Annotated in this window: 14 protein-coding genes; 6 read left to right on the plus strand and 8 right to left on the minus strand. The window is 68.0% G+C overall.

Annotation, left to right across the window (positions count from 1 at the left end):
- Nucleotides 1-56: 56 nt before the first annotated feature.
- Nucleotides 57-194, minus strand: a complete 138-nt coding sequence (locus K2F47_RS12675; protein ID WP_242903042.1) for a hypothetical protein — start codon at nucleotides 192-194, stop codon at nucleotides 57-59.
- A 767-nt stretch (nucleotides 195-961) separates the two neighbouring features.
- Here K2F47_RS12675 and K2F47_RS12680 point away from each other — a divergent pair.
- Nucleotides 962-1963, plus strand: coding sequence for a serine hydrolase domain-containing protein (locus K2F47_RS12680; protein WP_242903043.1), 1002 nt, complete (start codon nucleotides 962-964; stop codon nucleotides 1961-1963).
- 27 nt (nucleotides 1964-1990) lie between these two features.
- On the opposite strand, the gene K2F47_RS12685 is transcribed toward K2F47_RS12680, so the two are convergent.
- Entirely contained in the window at nucleotides 1991-2197 is a 207-nt protein-coding gene (locus tag K2F47_RS12685; RefSeq protein WP_242903044.1) for a VOC family protein, read from the minus strand.
- Nucleotides 2198-2202: 5 nt separating this feature from the next.
- Nucleotides 2203-3345, minus strand: a complete 1143-nt coding sequence (locus K2F47_RS12690) for a serine hydrolase domain-containing protein (RefSeq protein ID WP_242903045.1) — start codon at nucleotides 3343-3345, stop codon at nucleotides 2203-2205.
- A gap of 246 nt (nucleotides 3346-3591) precedes the next feature.
- On the opposite strand from K2F47_RS12690, the gene K2F47_RS12695 reads away from it, so the two are divergent.
- Complete coding sequence (locus K2F47_RS12695) at nucleotides 3592-3843, plus strand: hypothetical protein (RefSeq protein ID WP_242903046.1); 252 nt, start codon at nucleotides 3592-3594, stop codon at nucleotides 3841-3843.
- A gap of 127 nt (nucleotides 3844-3970) precedes the next feature.
- Here the strand turns inward: K2F47_RS12695 and K2F47_RS12700 are convergent, their stop codons facing one another.
- Nucleotides 3971-5275: an MFS transporter gene (locus tag K2F47_RS12700; RefSeq protein WP_242903047.1), complete on the minus strand. Its 1305-nt coding sequence runs from the start codon at nucleotides 5273-5275 to the stop codon at nucleotides 3971-3973.
- A 233-nt stretch (nucleotides 5276-5508) separates the two neighbouring features.
- Here K2F47_RS12700 and K2F47_RS12705 point away from each other — a divergent pair, with 233 nt between their 5' ends.
- The gene (locus K2F47_RS12705; protein WP_242903048.1) at nucleotides 5509-5883 is read left to right on the plus strand and encodes a hypothetical protein; all 375 of its coding nucleotides are present in this window, start codon (nucleotides 5509-5511) and stop codon (nucleotides 5881-5883) included.
- A gap of 44 nt (nucleotides 5884-5927) precedes the next feature.
- Here the strand turns inward: K2F47_RS12705 and K2F47_RS12710 are convergent, their stop codons facing one another.
- The 4 genes from K2F47_RS12710 to K2F47_RS41700 all read right to left on the minus strand — a co-directional run bounded on the left by K2F47_RS12710 (nucleotide 5928) and on the right by K2F47_RS41700 (nucleotide 11146).
- A complete protein-coding gene (locus K2F47_RS12710; protein ID WP_242903049.1) occupies nucleotides 5928-8174 on the minus strand; it encodes an NACHT domain-containing protein in 2247 nt (748 codons plus the stop codon).
- A gap of 197 nt (nucleotides 8175-8371) precedes the next feature.
- Nucleotides 8372-8773 (minus strand): VOC family protein, encoded by a 402-nt coding sequence (locus K2F47_RS12715; protein WP_242903050.1) that lies wholly within the window; start codon nucleotides 8771-8773, stop codon nucleotides 8372-8374.
- 238 nt (nucleotides 8774-9011) lie between these two features.
- On the minus strand, nucleotides 9012-10709 hold the full coding sequence (locus K2F47_RS12720) for a thiamine pyrophosphate-binding protein (protein WP_242903051.1): 1698 nt from the start codon (nucleotides 10707-10709) through the stop codon (nucleotides 9012-9014).
- Nucleotides 10706-11146, minus strand: a complete 441-nt coding sequence (locus K2F47_RS41700; protein ID WP_372490867.1) for a cupin domain-containing protein — start codon at nucleotides 11144-11146, stop codon at nucleotides 10706-10708. The genes K2F47_RS12720 and K2F47_RS41700 overlap by 4 nt, the downstream gene beginning before the upstream one ends.
- A 1233-nt stretch (nucleotides 11147-12379) precedes the next feature.
- Here K2F47_RS41700 and K2F47_RS12725 point away from each other — a divergent pair.
- The 3 genes from K2F47_RS12725 (at nucleotide 12380) to K2F47_RS12735 (ending at nucleotide 16591) form a co-directional block, all read left to right on the plus strand.
- Nucleotides 12380-14431 (plus strand): transglycosylase domain-containing protein, encoded by a 2052-nt coding sequence (locus K2F47_RS12725; RefSeq protein ID WP_242903052.1) that lies wholly within the window; start codon nucleotides 12380-12382, stop codon nucleotides 14429-14431.
- Between the two features lie 154 nt (nucleotides 14432-14585).
- The gene (locus K2F47_RS12730) at nucleotides 14586-15485 is read left to right on the plus strand and encodes a hydrogen peroxide-inducible genes activator (protein WP_242905937.1); all 900 of its coding nucleotides are present in this window, start codon (nucleotides 14586-14588) and stop codon (nucleotides 15483-15485) included.
- Between the two features lie 242 nt (nucleotides 15486-15727).
- Nucleotides 15728-16591, plus strand: a complete 864-nt coding sequence (locus tag K2F47_RS12735; RefSeq protein WP_242903053.1) for an isocitrate lyase/PEP mutase family protein — start codon at nucleotides 15728-15730, stop codon at nucleotides 16589-16591.
- The last annotated feature ends 1 nt before the right edge of the window (nucleotide 16592 follow it).

Genomic DNA, 16592 nt, shown 5'->3' on the forward strand with positions numbered 1-16592 from the left:
GCCACTGGGAAGGGCACCTGCCAGGTCAGGTTCGAGCGGTGGTGGTAGTTGAGCACTCAAGGCTCGCCCGGCGCGTCCACAACGGGTGTTCCGGTCGGCGGATCCCAGTTGCGGGTGAACTGCAACTCGACCGGTTCGTTGTCCGCGAGCTTGGCTCGGGGCATTAGCGCAATAACAATGACCCAGGCGAGCATCGCCATCCTTCGGTGCCCGGGTGGAGAAAACCACTTTGCTAATTCGAAGGGTAGCCCGAGGTCCCGGGAGGGGTCCCGCTGCCGCCGCCACATTGACCTACCGCAACCAGGTCGCCGTCACGCGAGGCCCTCACCGGACGAGACACGGGCTCGATCGCGGCCGCTACCTCCAACCCCTGAGATTGCATGCCGACAAGGTCTACGAACGTCCCCACCGGCGGGGCCGCCAGTCCCATCCCCTGCCGACCGAACACACGCAGAACCGTCGGACGAGTGAACACCGCATTCTGAAGCTCATATCGCGTGGGCCGCGATAGCCTCGATGACTCGCCGCCTCACACGGCCGCGGACACCCGCAGGGACGCCGGTCAGCGCCGCGACCAAGTCGGGCACGAGGGGGCTGCCGTCGAGGCAGACATACGAATCTCTTTTAAGTGAGTGTTGACGAGACGGAAGGCCATGGAGGTCTTCGTCCTCACGAGTGCGCGGGGCTTGCTTCGCCCCGTTCGCCAGCGACAGAAGCTCTCGCCGCCGTCCTGCGCCGTTTCCCGAAGCCAGGATTTCCGGAGTTCGTATATCGCGGACGTATCAATAAACGCATACGTCGCCACAACGGTCCTGCGTCTTGGGTAGAGGCATGGACCGCGGCCGTCCGCGCCGGAAGCATGGCGCTTTCCTCCGGAAGGCGCCACAAAAAGGAGCGCGTAGTGTCTAATAAGAAGATTCGTCCGCCCCTGAAAGGGGTCGCTCTGGCCGCAGGGGTCGCCATGCTGGTGGCGACCCAGGCGTGGCCTGCCACCGCCTCCCCAGCACCGGCCGGGAAGGTGCAGAAGGCGATGGAGGAACTGGCCGACACGCCCGGCGTGGTGGGCGCGATCGGCGCCGCGTACGTGGACGGCAAGCCCGTCGGCACCGGCACCGCCGGGTCTCGGCTGCTCAACGGCGAGGGCGGCACGATCCCGGCGAACTCCCGCTTCGCCATCGGCTCGCAGACCAAGGCGATGGTGGCCACCGCCCTCCTCCAACTCGTCAAGGAGGGGAGGGTCGGCCTGGACGACAAGCTCGCCGACCTGCTGCCCGAGGTGGCCGTCGACGGACTGGTGGAACGAGCCGACGAGATCACCGTCCAGCAGCTGATCCAGCACACCTCCGGCATCCCCGACTTCTGGTCCCGAACCGGCTCGGCCGACCCGTCGTTCGACATCTTCGACTTCACCACCTACTACCGACCCATCGACGTCGTGGGGACGACGCGCGGCTGGCCGCGCACCGGCGAGCCGGGCAAGGCGTTCGCCTACTCCAACACCAACTACACGCTCATCGGCATGATCATCGAGAAGGTGAGCGGGCACACCCTGGCCACCGAGCTGGACCGGCGCCTGTTCCGCCCGCTCGGCATGAAGCGGAGCTACGCGCTCACCAAGCCCCCAGAGGGCATCAAGGGGCCGCACGGGCACGGCTACTACCCGGACTCCACCGGCACCCTGCGTGACATGCACCACGTCAACGCAAGCTGGGGTTTCGGTGCCGGCAATGTCGTCTCGACCACGCATGACGTCAGCGCCTTCCAGCGAGCCTTCGACCAGGGCAGGCTGCTGCCGCCGTCGCTCCAGAAGATCCTCACCGGTGGCGCCGGTGGTGCCGTCGGCGGCCGGGTGCAGCAGCGCACGGGCGAATGCGGAGACGAGCTGAACGTACAGGGCGGCTCGGGGGTCGGCTTCGCCCAGCTCCCGCGCCAGCGGTCGTCGTCCACGACAGCCAGGGCCTGAAACCGAATCGCGGCACGTGCCACCGGCTCACGTGTCGCTGAAGTCGGGAATGGTGACCGAACCGTCCTCGGCCAAGGGGAAGCTGGGATTGTGCGCGACCTCCCACGCGTGCCCGTCGGGGTCGGTGAACGCCCCGGTATAGAAGCCCAACGGGGACCGGACGCCCGCCTTGGTGATCGTTCCCCCCGACTCGCCGGCTTCGCTGCGGGCTCGGCAGGGGCGCGGGGCAGTCACCCTGCTCAGGAACGTCCGGTTTCCGGGCCGCAGACGGCGTGGTCGATGAGGTTCTGCCGGGGAGCGGCCGTCTCGGCCGACTGGCTGTCGGTGGATTCCGACAGGATCACGCTGGTGCGACCGCCGGGGGTCACGGCGTTGCCGGTGACGAAGCCGGGCGTCCCCCCGGGATGCGACCATACGGCGCCGCAGCTCAGTCGCATCCGCATGATTCCCAGGCCGTAGTCCCAGCCCGCAACGCCGGTGCTGACAGTGGTCTTCATCTTCTTCAGCTGCCGGTGGGTGAGGAGCTCTCCACCTAGCAGGCCCCGCCAGAAGCGGCCGAGGTCGTCGGCGGTCGAGATGATCTCCCCGGCCGGTCCGGCCCAGCCGAGGCTGACCACGGTGCTGCGGAAGGGACGGGACGTCGTCGGGTCTATCGTGTAACCCTCCGCGTGCGGCCGAGGCAGGGACGGCGAGTCGCCGGGCAGCAGCGTGTGCCGGAGCCCGAGGGGCGCGATGATCCGGCGTTTCACCTCGTCCCGCCAGGAATGCCCGGTGGCCTTGTCGATGATCATTCCGACGATCATGTAGTTGACGTTCGAATAGCTCCATTTCGATCCGGGTCTGAAAAGCGGAGCGTGCGCGATGCTGCGGGCTACAGACTGCCGTGGCGTGAAGCGCGCGAACTGGTATTTGTGAAAGCCCTGCGGGGTCTGCATCTGCGTTTCGATGTCATGCGGCCAGTCGTACAGGCCGCTGGTGTGCTGAAGTAGATTCCTGATGGTGATCTTTCGTCCGTCGTTTCCGTTGCCCTTCACCAGGCCCGGCAGCCAGTCCTCGACGGTGTCGTCCAGCGAAAGCCGTCCCTCTGCCTCCAGTTGCAGGGCCACCGTCGCGACGAACGTCTTGGTGTTGCTGCCGATCCGGAAGTAGCCATTCCGGGGGACGGGGACGTCCCGTCCGATGACGGCGGTTCCGCTTCGCGCGGCATAGCGGCCGCCAGGCGTCACCACCTGCGCCTGAACACCGATGACGCCCGCGTCCCGGACCGCATCCGCGTCCCGCTGCAACTGGGTTTGACGGCTGTCGGCGGGACGGGCGCGCTCGACGGCCACGGCCGGCCCCACCGGATCGGCGAGAAGGGCGGCCGCGACGATCGCGGCCATGCATCCGGTTCGGCGAAGGCGCTCGCCGGGGGTCTTGGATTGGGCCCTGAATTCGGACACGGTGTTTTCGTCCTCGCTCGGTCTCGATCGTTGGCGGTGATTCCACGCTAAAGATCACGATGCGGGCTTCACCAGCGGGAAGACCCCCGAGCGGTACTCCGGCTGGCCCTACTCCCGGTCGGGGACGCATCGGCGCGCATGCCAGCCCGGCGGCCTAGCGCTCGCCTTCGGGTGACCTGTGGCGTAGTGCCGACCACGCCGCGGCTCCCTCCTCGGCCTGACACGGACGCTGCGGTACGGCGCCTGGCCGTCATCCAGCGCTGGACCGTCCGCGCCGTCCTGATCTGGACCGGCGCCCCACCCGCCCGCTACCAGCGCTACCTGGACGAGGCCCAGCAACGCGTCCTGTTGCGCCGCTTCGGCGGCGGCTACGTGTTCCTGCACGGAAAACTGCGAACGCACCTGACGGAAGACCCGGAAAACTCCTCCGCCGCCTGAACCTGGACGTCCTAGACGCCGAACTCATACCCGTCCCCGCATGACAGCCGAAAACCCCACCGCCTTCAAACCACCATCGGGCCCTTATCCCGGAGGGCTACCGTCCCGGGAGACTGCCGCATTGCTGTCACTTCGACGCTTTCGGCACCGACGAGGATGCCTCGCGGGCGGTTTGGATGGTGTGGTTGCTCAGGGTGCGCCAGGCGCATGCGGTGAGTGTGGCGGTGCAGGCCAGGGCCAGCCAGAAGGGGGCGGTCAGATCGAAGTGGTGTGCGAGGACGCCGCCGAGGATGGAGCCGAGGAACATACCGCTGTTGGTGACCAGCCGGTAGGCGCTGTGGACACGTCCAAGCAGGTCGGCGGGAACGATGTGCTGGCGCAGTGAGGCTCCGATGGTGGAGAAGACGATCAGGTGCATGCTGAGCAGCGCGAACAGGGCGCCTGCGGTGATCGCGTCGCGAGTCAACGCCAGCGAGAGGTGGACGAGCATCTCGATGACCAGGCCGATGCGCAACGTGGTGCCGGTGCCGAACAGGGCGGTGATCCGGCCGGCGGTCAGGCCGCCGATGACACCGCCCACTGCTCCCGCGGTGAGCAGTAATCCGTAGCCGACCGGGCCGACGCCGAGCCGTTCCCGGGCGATGAGGACCGCGATGGAGAACACCGCGCCCAGGCCCAGGTTGGACAGTCCGACGGTGACCGACATGGTGCGCAGCAACCTGTGGTGGCCCAGCCAGGCGAGTCCTTGGCCGATCGCGTCGCGGAAGGTCGGATGGGGTGCAGCGGTCGCCCCCCGTGGTGCCCGGACGGGGAGCGCGGTGATCAGGACGGCGGCCGCGAGCAGGGCGAGGGTGTCGAGGGTGAAGGGTGCCCATGCCGCCAAGACGAACAGCACTCCTCCGAGCGGTTTGGCGAGGAGTTGCTGGCTGAGCACGGCGGCTGCCTGGAGCCTGCCATTCGCGCGTTGCAGTTGGGAGGCGTCGATGATGGAGGGCAGCAGCGCGACGGAGGCGTTCTCGAACAGCAGGCTGACACAGCCGACGGTGAAGAAGCTCGCGTAGAGCAGCGGCAATGACGCGTGCCCGGCTGCGGTCGCCGTCGCCGGAAGGCCCAGGGCGGTCGCGCGGACCAGGCAGGCGGCGACCATCACGCGACGGCGGTCAAGCCGGTCGACCAGCACTCCGCTGGGCAAGGCGAACAGCATCAGGGGAAGCTGCTGGGCGACCGTGATTCCGGCGATCTGGACGGGGTCCCGAGTGAGAGAGGCGGCCAGCAGGGCCGCGGCGACCTGGGTGATCCCGTCGCCCAGGCCGGAGAGCGTGCTCGCCGTCCACAACCTCGCGAAATGGCGACCGAGCCTTGGACTCACTCCCGCTGCCTCGGCCGATCCGGTCACGTCCTTGCGTCCAGAACCCCGGCTGGTCCAGGCCATGCGAGTTATGACGCTTGCCCTTCGGGGCCGGTTCGGATCACACGCCGTCTGGCCGTTCGCCGGTGAAGTAGCGGGCGGGCCGGACGGGGTGAGCGATATCGAAAGTCGACCAGGTCGTAGAAGTGCGTTTGTTGGCGCTATACGGAGAGGTGCGTGATCCGTGCGGGACAGCCTCCTGTAAAGATCTTGTTCGGCCACTGGCTGATCACTATGTGTGTGCCTAGAGTGAGCGCATGATGACGTCCGCCAAGAACATTTCCGTCGTGATCACTGCGGTCGCGATCGCCGTAACCTCTGCCAGCCCGGCCGTCGCGGCAGTGCGGAACTACGAGGCGGAGATATGCTCCAAAAGCCATCTCTACGCTGGCTCGTCCGGCAACGTCGGCGGATATAACCAGAACAACAGGTTCGTCCACACCCCCAACTTCAACGTGGGCAACGAGCGTGGTTGCGGATACAAACCCAAATACTGGTTCATGCCGAACCAGACAATAGAGATCAATGTCTACAACCAGCGTACAGAGAAATGGGACCGCTACTACCGGAAATTCTCCAAATGCCCGATCACCCCATCGAACCCGGGGCGCCGATCGTGCAGCATCCGCTAAGGGGCGCCGAGGACGGAGACGGCGGGCACGCTCGCTCCACCCGTCTAATGCTCCTGCGACGCGGTGTGAACGGCGGCGAGGTGGTCGTGGAACTCGGCGTGCCGGAACTGGTAGACCGGGCCGACGGTCCGCAGCAGGCCCAACCGGTGCGCGTCGTCCAGGAACGCCATCAACGACCGCGGCAGCAGCCGCCGCCGGGCCGACCAGAAGGTCACGACCAGATACGCCAGCCACGCATGGCGCCGCCCGAACCCCAGCCCACCCACGAGCCCGCCCAAGAGCCCGAACCCGAGCCCGCTCGCGAGCCCGCCCCCCGTCCCGAACGCGACCCCGCCGAAGGTTCCGCCCACGAGGCCACTCACAAGCCCGAACCCGCCCCCGACCGTGCAGATGCGCAGAAGGTTCAGGGCACGGTCCACGCGCCAGGTGGCGATGGGTGTGTTGGCATGTCCCGAGGCCGCCGGGGTCTCCACCCAGGCGATGAGCCTGCCCACGAGTCCGTATGTCGCCCCGATCACAAGCCCGGCCGCGATCCCGAACACGAGCCGGGGGCCCAACCCGGGCTCCGGCCCGGACCTCAGCTCGTCCGCGAGCCCTGTCGCGAGCCCGAACACGAGTCCGCCCACGGACCCGCCGACAAGGCCGAGCACAAGCCCGCCCGCGAGCCGCTTGACCAGAAGAAGCCTTCCTCCTGTGGTCTTGAGATTCGCATAGCCGGGGGTGTCCGGCGCCCACCAGTGGGCGTAGAGCACGACCGCGAGCCCGCCCACGAGCTCGATCACGAACTCGACCATGACTGCGAGCATGTATCCGGACACGAGCCCGACCAAAAGCCCGACCGCGATCCCGACCACGGGCCCGGCCCCCGCCCCGACACGGAGCCCGGTCGCGAGCCCGCCCACGAGCCCGAACACGAGGCCGCCCACGAGCCTGAAGGCGAGTTTGTTGAGGCGGACGTTGGGCGGGTCGGTGATGGCGGCCAGTCGCCACCAAGCCAGGTCTCGCGTGGGGACGGTGTCCAGGAGGTGGGCGAGATAACCCAGCCAGCGGGTCGCCTGGACGGGATCGTGTCGGCGGCGGGGGCGGAACAGCACTGCGGGGTCGGCGCTGGGTGGACGGGCGTCGATGAGGGCGGGGATGAGCTGGTCGAAAAAGTGGGTTCGCAGGCTTTGCGGGGTGGGGAACCGGGCCGGGTCGGTGAGCGGGGCGGGGTCGGTGCGGGTGGTGATGTGGGTGGTGCGCAGCAGCCACAGCCCCAGCGGGGCGGACACGACCTCGGTCAGGTGCGGGGCGCGGCCGGTGCGAATCTTGTGCAGGGTGTCGGCCCAGGCGGGCGACGGGACCGGTGGCAGGCAGGAGGCCAGGTAGTCGGCGGCGGCGTCGGCGGTCACCGGTTGCGGCTGGATGACGGCGGCGGAGGTGAGAACGTCGCGAGCAAGGGCGGCGTCGGTGAACTCGCGGGTGCGGCTGGTGAGGATGAGCTGGTCGTGGTCGGCCAGCGACCGGTTGAGGGCGGCGATCACGGCGGCGCGGGTCTGGGCGGGGATCTCGTCCAGGCCGTCCAGCACGGGCAGGATGTGGGCGCGCTGTACTAGCTGGTCGGCGGCGTCCGGTCCGTACTGCGGTGCGCGCAGCGACGGGTAGGTCTCGCGCAGGCGGGCGGTGAGCCAGCCCTGTAATCGCGGGAACCGTTCGGTGTCCCAGTCGGCGACCGAGACCAGCACCGGCACCGGCTCGTCCGGTTCGGGATGCTCCAGCAGTTCCCGGACCAACTGCACCGCCAGCGTCGTCTTGCCCGACCCAGGCCCGCCGATGATCACCAGTCGGCGGCGCCGCAATGCCCGGAACCGTCCGGCCATCGCCCCGATCTGGTCTGCGGTGCCCGACCACGCCAGGGCATCGTCGGCGGTGATGTGCGCCGGGTGGTCCATGATCCGCTGATCGGTGGTCAGCTCCCACCGCACCGGGATCGGGGCGGGGTCGTCCAGTTCCCGGATGCGGGCCTCCTCCCGCCACTGCGCGGCGACCATGACCGCCAGCGCGTCCTTGGCCAGGGCCACCGTCTCGGCGTCGGCCACGGGCGCCGGGCCCCGCTGCCGCCACCACAACACCAACTTGACCACCAGCGTCGGCACGGCCAGCAGCACCCCGACCAACTGCGCCACGTTCGCCGACGTCTGCAACCCGTCCTTGCCGCGCCAGACCGCGAACATCCACACCAGCAGCCCGACCACGATCAGCAGCCCGGCGGCCACCACCACCCCGCGCCATCCATCGCCACGCCCTCGCATGCCCACCATCGTCAGGGCGCAGCACCGACCATGCCGGGAAACCACACAAACCGTGACGCGCGTCCCCGACGGCCACTACCGACCGCCCAAAGCAGCAATCCGCACCGACGAGCTGATCGCGCGGCACTGACGAGCGCGAACGGTTCGGCGTCGGAGTCAGTCGAGACGATGCCGTCGGACGCCGCTGCCTAGGCGGCTCACATATCGCTGAAGTCGGGAATGGTGACCGAACCGTCCTCGGCCAAGGGGAAGCTGGGATTGTGCGCGACCTCCCACGCGTGCCCGTCGGGGTCGGTGAACGCCCCGGTATAGAAGCCCAACGGGGACCGGACGCCCGCCTTGGTGACCGTTCCACCCGACTCGCCGGCCGCCGCGAGCACGGCATCCACCTCGGCGTCCGAGCGGACGTTGTGCGCCAGGACGATGCCCTCGAACCCCGCCACGGGCGTCGGCTCCAGACCGCAGTCCCGCGCGAGCTTGCCGCGGTCCCACAGGGATATCCCGATACACCCCGCCTGGAAGAAGACCGTCTCCTCGACCTCCTGCCCCCGCCACCCCAACGCCTCGTAGAACGCCCGAGCCCGAGCCAGATCAGTCACACCGAGTGTTATCAAAGTTACACGTTGTTCCATATCGCCGACACTACGCCCCACCCCAACTCAATCCACTTCGGGGCTCGATTTCCGCCCCTTGCCCCCGCGTGGCGGCAGCGCCTCCAGCCCCGTGCGGCCTGGCCTCCGCGGTCAGGCCGCACGAGCCGTGCACCCTCCAACCGCCCGACCACGGCACAACGGTCGCTCCCGCACCTCGCTTGAAGACCAGCCGCGGGTGGCCTGGTCATCCGTCCTCCGCGCGGAGCACTTCGGCGCGTCCGCGCAGTGACCACGGAATTTCGTCGCGGTCCACGCGCGCGTCGATGAGCCAGGGGGCTCCGTGGTCGAGGGCCGTGCTCAGAGCCTGGTCGAACTGCGGCAGGGTGGTGGCCGTGGCGGCCTCGGCGCCGAGTCCGCGCGCTATCGCCGCGGCGTCCAGGGGCCGGGAGTACGACGACCCCGGTGCATTGCTGAAGATCACTTCTTGAAGGTTGGTGACCATGGCGTTGCCGCCGTTGTTCAGCACGATCCAGATCACGTCCAGGTGCTGTTCGACAGCGGTGTGGATCTCCATTCCGGTCATCGCGAACGCGGCGTCTCCGACGACTGCGACGACGGGCCGCTCCGGTCGTGCCATCTTCGCTCCGATGGAGGCCGGGATGGCATAACCCATGCATGCCAGGTTGATGGAGCAGAAGATTTCGCCGGGCGGACGGGAAACGTACTGCTCCCCGATCCAGCACAGCGAGTTGCCGTTGTCGATGAAGATCAGCGCGTCGCGGGGCAGGGTGCTGTTCAGGCGTGCGGTCAGGGCCGATGCCCGCAGGACCGGATGTCCCTTCTGAAGGACGTCGGAGCGGTCCGTCGCCGCCGAGCGGACGGGGACACGGGGACACGGTGCGTCCAGCGGAGCGAGAAGGGCGAGCACGTCGTCGAGCGCGGACCGCACATCCGCCACGACCGCGTGGTCGACCGGGAAGTTCCTGCCGATCTGGAGGGGGTCCGCGTCCACCTGGCATATCGTCCGGCCGGCGGTGAGCCGCTCGTCCCAGCCGAAGGTCGAGACCTCGCCCAGGCTGCTGCCGAGGACCAGCAGGAGGTCGACGTCCTCGGACAGGACCGCGCCATGGGTCTCCGGACTTCCGCCGTAGGTGCCGAAGACGCCCAGGGAGAGCGGGTGCTCCTCGGGGAAGACGCTCTTTCCCTTCGTCGTCGTCGCTACCGGGATGCCACGCCGTTCGGCCAGCGTGACGAGCTGGGGCCCGGCGCCTGAGACCTTCGCGCCCTGACCCGCGAAGATCACCGGATTGCGGGCGGTGGCGATGGCCTCTGACAGTGCCTCGATCTGGGCCCGGTCGGCCCGCCTCGCCGGCACCGCCGGGAGGGCACGCCGCCTGCCTTCGGGAGGCTCGGGGGCGCTGAGCACGTCACCCGGCAGCCCGAGGTAAACCGCCCCGGGCAGATCGGACGTCGCCGTCCGGATGGCGCGAAGGACATGATGCGCCAGCTGCCGGGGATCGGTGACGAGTGCTGACAGCTTGACGGCCGACCGGAACATGGCGACCGAATCGATGCTCCAGTTCCCGCCGCTGCCGTCCTGGAGGCCGCCCTGTCCGAAGGTGGCGGTCGGAACCTGCGCCCCGAGGACGAGCAGCGGGGCCCAGTCGCTCGTGGCGCTCGCCGCCGCCGTGATCGCGTGCATCGTACCCGGCCCGGCGGTCACACACGCGACGCCGAGTCCACCGGTCGCCTGCGCGTGCCCTTCCGCCATGAACACCGCTCCCTCCTCGTGCTTGGTCAGCACGAAGTCGATGCCCGTCCTTTCGTCGACGACGTTCAGCAGAGAAAGCAGCGGGCCGCCGGGGACACCGAAGATCCGCGACACCCCCGCTTCGGCGAGCATGTCGAGGAGCAGGTGTGCTGTGGTCCGGTCCTGAGTCATCTCCGCCGCCCACCGCTCATGGCGGGGCCCGCCGCGTCCGGAGGATCCATGGGGACCGACAGGGGTGAATCCTGGGGCAGAAAATAGACGACGTGTAATACCAGCGGTGCCGCTTCCCGGTTCTCACCTTTATGGACGTTGTCTGGTCCACTCGCCTCGACCGCGCACTGCCCGGCGGTGAGGACGTGGCTGGATAGATCCGCGGACGTGTGGGTGAGGCTGCCCGAGGAGACCACGACCAGGAGCGGCCCCGGATGGTAGTGCCAGCCGGTCGAGCCCCCGGGCGGAAGGATCATCCTCTGCATCACGATCGTCGAGGCGTCCCGGCCGAGGTGCGGCAGGGCGTCCCCGGCTTCCCCCGCGGCGAAAGTCACACTTTTCGGCGAGGGGGCCCGTTGCGGATTGCGGTCTGATTTTTCCGTTGCCCGGGTATTCATGATCAAAAACTTTCGGTATGCGGTGGCAATAAATGAATCGACGGCGTGCTACCCGCCCGATGGAAAGCTCAAACCGAACATGAATGAAATCAGCCAACGTTCCGTAGTACGCCAGAGAATCCAGTTGCCGCGGTAGCTGCATTAGTACTCGAATTATGCGCGGCATCGGTGTGCTGCCGATGTAGTAGGCGGTGGCGATTGACCGGTTGGCCAGAAGTCACGGCCGGGTTTCGATGACATGAGCGTGTTCGGGCGAGCCTGGGATCTCGCGACAAGTAGTCTCACTATTTGGACGATTTTTCTCAAGATATGGACTTAGGTGTTACGATCATGAAGGGGTGGGGACGGAGGTGAGGGGGTGGTCGAGGCTGTGGCGCTTCCGGCTCCTTGGCGGGTCAGGTTCGAGGCGGGCGGCGACGAGGGCTTCGCCGATACGTGCAAGGACGGCATCGGTGGTTCGGCGGGGATGCGGCCGCATGAGCTGTTGGAGGCCGCCCTGGCCACCTGCATGACCATCTCGGCGCGGATGGCGCTGGCCGATCTCGGCATCGCCGACGCCGACGTGGGGTCCGGGTCGGCCTTGAGCGCGAGGAGTCGGCGACGCGGTTCGTGTACGAACTCCTGCTCTCCCCGGAACTTGAGATTCACAGGAGCGTGCTCGAAGAGCGCATCGCCTGCTCGCCGGTGCGCTCCACGCTGAGCAAGCCGTTGGTTTTCGAACCCGCCTGACGGGCTGTTCGGCGGGTTGGCTCGCTGGACGGGCCCCTGGTGTGCGGGCGATTTTCGCAAAGCGGTTGTGGTGCCTGTTCTGTCGTGCTTGAGTTGATCAACGGTGGAACGAACTCCGCCGGGCCGGTGCGCCTTCGCGGACCGGAGTCCGGTGGTACCACCGGCCACAGACGTGGCATGTACCGATTTTGGCTGCGTTTTTCCGCAGCGTCACCCCGGTTGGCCTTTCGCGGTTTCTCGGATTGGTTCCGCGTTTTCTCCGCCGTGCCGTGAAGATTCCGGCGCGTGGCGACCTCGGGTGACGGCCGATTTCTGTACACCCACGTCGAATGAGGTTTCATGCGTCGCCGGACACCGGCCCATCGTCGTCTCGTGCCCGCTCACCGTCGTCAGCTCCGGACGTTCTTCCAGGCCGTTCGAGGTTCGTCCAGGCTGTGGAAGAAGCGGCCGAAGTTGTGGCGCCGCCTGCGCGGTGTGCTCTGTGGCCTTCTTGCGCTCTGTCTTGTGCTGGTCGGGACGGTCGTCATCGCGTATGTGCGCACGCCGCTGCCCACGGAACCGCAGGACGGTGTGACGGACGAAGGCTCCGCGGTCTACTACGCCGACGGCCGCACGCCCGCGTTCCGGCTCGGCGCCAATCGCGAGGGCGTCCGCTACGACCAGATCCCGGAGCATGTGCGATGGGCCGTCATCGCCGCCGAGGATCGCGGCTTCTACGGGGGCCATGGGGTCTCGCCCGTGGGCATGGTCCGTGCGCTGGCCAAAGGGGCATCCGGCGGCGAGTCGCAAGGCGGTTCGACGATCACCCAGCAGTTGGCGCGCAACTATTTCAAGGGGCTCAGCCAGAAACGGTCTTTCAACCGGAAGTTCAAGGAGATCTTCGTCGCGCTCAAGCTGGACGAGCATCGCAGCAAAGAAGAGATCCTCACGCTTTACCTCAACACCGTCTACTTCGGCCGCCAGGCGTCCGGGGTCCAGGCGGCGGCGCGGGCGTACTTCAACCGGGATGTCTGGGAGCTGTCCGTGAGCCAGGCGGCGCTGCTCGCGGCGATGATCCAGCGGCCCACGTACTTCCACACGAAGGGAGACGACCCGCCCGCCCGCGCGCTGCGAGCCCGATGGCAGTACGTGATCGACGGGATGGTGGCAATGGGCAGGCTGACCCGCGCCCAGGCTCAGCGGGAACGTTTCCCCGAGACCCGGGACGAATGGCAAGGTGTGAGCGTCTCCGGCCAGACTCTGATGGTCCGGCAGCGCATTCTGGACGAGCTGCGCGAACTCTCCGTCCCGGTCCAGAGCGTGGTGAACGGACGCCTGAAGATTTACACCAGCCTCGACCAGAACTGGATGCGGTACGCCGAGGAGGCGATGCGCGACGCCGGCGAGCCGCGCTGGCCCGGAACGGTCCGAACCGGGCTGATCGCGGTCGATCCGCAGGACGGAGCGGTAAAGGCGTTCTACGGAGGCGATCCGAAACGCAGCCAGTACGACGGCGTCTTCAATCCGGTGGCGCAGGCCGCCTCCACCTTCAAGCCATATGTATTGGCGGCGGCGCTCCGGCGCGGCTACAGCGTCCGGTCGGTCGTGAGCGGCGCATCGCCGCAGAAGTTCGCGCCGGATGGTCAGCTGACGCCGATGACCGCGCCAGGCTATCTGGTATCCAACGACGAGAACGTCGGCTCACTCGGCACCATCGACCTGGCCAAGGCGACGGCCCTCTCGGTCAACACCGGCTACGTCAAGCTGGCCTTCGAAGCCGGGCTCCCCAACGTCAGCCGGACCGCCGAGGATTTCGGAGTCCCGCACTCCGCCCTCGCGCCGTTCAAGGGCCAGGTCGGCGTCGCCCTGGGCACCGCCAATATCTCCGCGGCGGTCCAGGCGGCCGGATACGCGACGTTCGCCAACGGGGGTCTGGCCGTCCGGCCGCACGTCATTACGAAAATCGTCGACGCGCGGGGACGGGAGCTCCCGCTGCCCTGGCGGCAGCATGGGCGCCGCGTCCTCACGACCGAGCAGGCCGCTCAGGTGACCTACGCGCTCCGGGAGACCGTCCGCTCGGGGACCGGACGCCGCGCGGCCCTGCCCGGACGAGACGTCGCAGGCAAGACGGGCACCTCGGACCGCAACCGTGCCGCATGGTTCGTCGGCTATGTGCCGCGACTGTCGGCCGCGGTGATGATGACCGACACCAGCGGCGCGCCGTTGAAAGGCCTGGCGGGACAGCGCGGCACGGTCTCCGGAGAGACGGCTCCGGCGAATATCTGGCGCTCTTTCATGAGCAAGGCCACCCAGGGCATGCCGCTCGAACCGTTCACCGAGCCGCTTTTCACCGGGCAGACCAAGGACTGGGCGAGCAAACTCACTGACACCACGCCCGCGCCGCCACCGTCCACTGTCACCAAACCCTCACCCAGGCTGGGCCCTGTCACCAAGCCCACGCCGAGTGCCGGCACCACGCCCTCGCAGACACCGTCCGCCGACGCCAAGCTCCGGCGAATCTGCGAGCTGCCCGCCAACCGCACAAAGCCCGCCTGCAAGCAAGCAAAACCCAGATGAGGAACGCCACGTCGCGTGGACGAGGCATCCGCGGGCGGGTCGCGGACGTCCGCGTGCGCCGCCTTTCGCGCCGGGGCATTGCACGTCAGACTGTCAGCGGAGTGTCCGGTGGTGTTGTGTTCGGAGGGTCGTGATGGCTGTCAACCGGCCTACTGTGGCGCAGTTGCGGGCGTTTCTGGCGCTTGCCGAGCATCTGCATTTCCGGGACGCCGCCGCCGCGCTGCGGATGAGCCAGCCCGCGCTGTCGGGGTCGGTCGCGGCGCTGGAGGAGACGCTCGACACGCGGCTCGTCGAGCGGACGACGCGCAAGGTGCTACTGACCCCGGCGGGGGAGCGGGTCGCGCGGCGGGCCGAGCGGGTGCTCGCGGAACTGGACCGGATGGTCGAGGAGGTCCACGCGGTTCGCGGGCCGCTCGTCGGGCCGTTGCGGGTCGGTGTCATTCCCACTGTCGCGCCTTATCTGCTGCCGATCGTCCTGCCGAGGCTGGCACGGGAGTTTCCCGAGTTGGAGCTTTCCGTGCACGAGGAGCAGACGGACCAGATCGTCGCCGAGTTGCTCGCCGGACGGCTGGACGTGGTGCTCCTCGCCCTTCCCGTCCCCGTTTCGGGCGTGACCGAGCTGGTCCTTTATGACGAGGATTTCGTGCTGGTGACGCCATCTTCGTACGACGTGGGGGACGCGCCGGGCGGCGTGCCGCGCGAGGCGTTGAGCGATCTCGATGTGCTGCTGCTCAATGAGGGCCACTGCCTGCGCGATCAGGCGTTGGACGTGTGTCGCGAGGTCGGGGCCCGCGCGGCGGCGGCCACGTATGCGACGAGCCTCGCCACACTGGTGCAGTTGGTCTCGGGCGGGCTCGGCGTGACGCTCGTCCCGGAGACGGCGCTGCCGGTGGAGACGCGGCGGGCGCCGAACCTGTCACTGCACCGGTTCGCGTCTCCGGCGCCGTTCCGCCGGATCGGGCTCGGGTTCCGCTCCACCTCGCCGCGCGCGGACGAGTTCGCGGCGCTGGCCGCCACCGTCCGCGCGGCCACCGAGGAAATTCGCACCCGCTAGTCCGTGGGCTCGCCGTTCCTCGGGCCCCGTTCATCCTCGCCATAAATCAGTAAATTGGCGATCAAGTCGGACGGTCGATGTCCGAGTTTTGCGTGATGCATACCTGTTGGTTACCGCGGCTATACGGCGTGGATGAGTAACTACTCCTGATGCGGAATTGAGGGCGAATTCCGTGATCAATTCTTGGTACGGGCGCCTCGCGGGGCGCCTCCCCCCGGTACGCAAGATCGAAGGAGTGGTACGTGAATTACGGAGACGAGCTACGACGCGAGATCAACTCGAAAGGCGTCACGCCGCTCATCGGCGTGTTCGACATGTTCTCCGCCTCCGTCGCCGCCCAGCACTACAATGGCCTGTTCGTTTCCGGCTTCGGGTTCGCCGCGTCCTATTACGGGCTGCCCGACATCGGCTTCATCGCCTGGCCGGACATGGTCGCGTTCGTGCAGCGGCTACGGCTCGCCTTCCCGGGCAAGCACCTGCTGGTCGACATCGACGACGGCTACGTCGATCCCGAGGTGGCCTGCCATGTCGTCGAGCAGCTCGAACTCATCGGCGCGTCCGGCGTCATCCTCGAAGACCAGCAGCGCCCCCGCCGCTGCGGGCACGTCGAGGGCAAGCGGATTCTTCCGCTGGAGGAGTACCTGGAGAAACTCGACCTGGTCCTGCGCACCCGCAAGGACCTCGTCGTCGTCGCGCGCACCGACGCCGGGGAGGAGAGCGAGATCCTGCGGCGCGCCGAGGCGCTGGCCGCGACCAAGGCCGACGTCATCCTCGTCGACGGCGTCCGCAGCGTCGAGTGGATCAGCCGGGTACGCGAGGTCATCGGCGACAAGCCGCTGCTGTTCAACCAGATCGCGGGCGGAAAGTCGCCGCGCGTGTCGCTGCCCGAGCTCGGCGATCTCGGGGTGAACGTCGCGATCTACAGCACGCCGTGCCTGTTCGCGGCGCAGACCGCGATGGAGGACGCGCTCCGCCGCCTCAAGGGCGACGACGGGCGGCTTCCCGAGGCCACCGCCGGAAGCGTCGGCGTCAAGGAGTCGATCGCGCTGCTGGAACGCAACATCAGCCGCAACCATTCCGAGAGCGACCGGCGGCTGGCGAGCTGAT

The organism is Actinomadura terrae (genome assembly GCF_022751215.1).
Taxonomy (GTDB): domain Bacteria; phylum Actinomycetota; class Actinomycetes; order Streptosporangiales; family Streptosporangiaceae; genus Spirillospora; species Spirillospora terrae.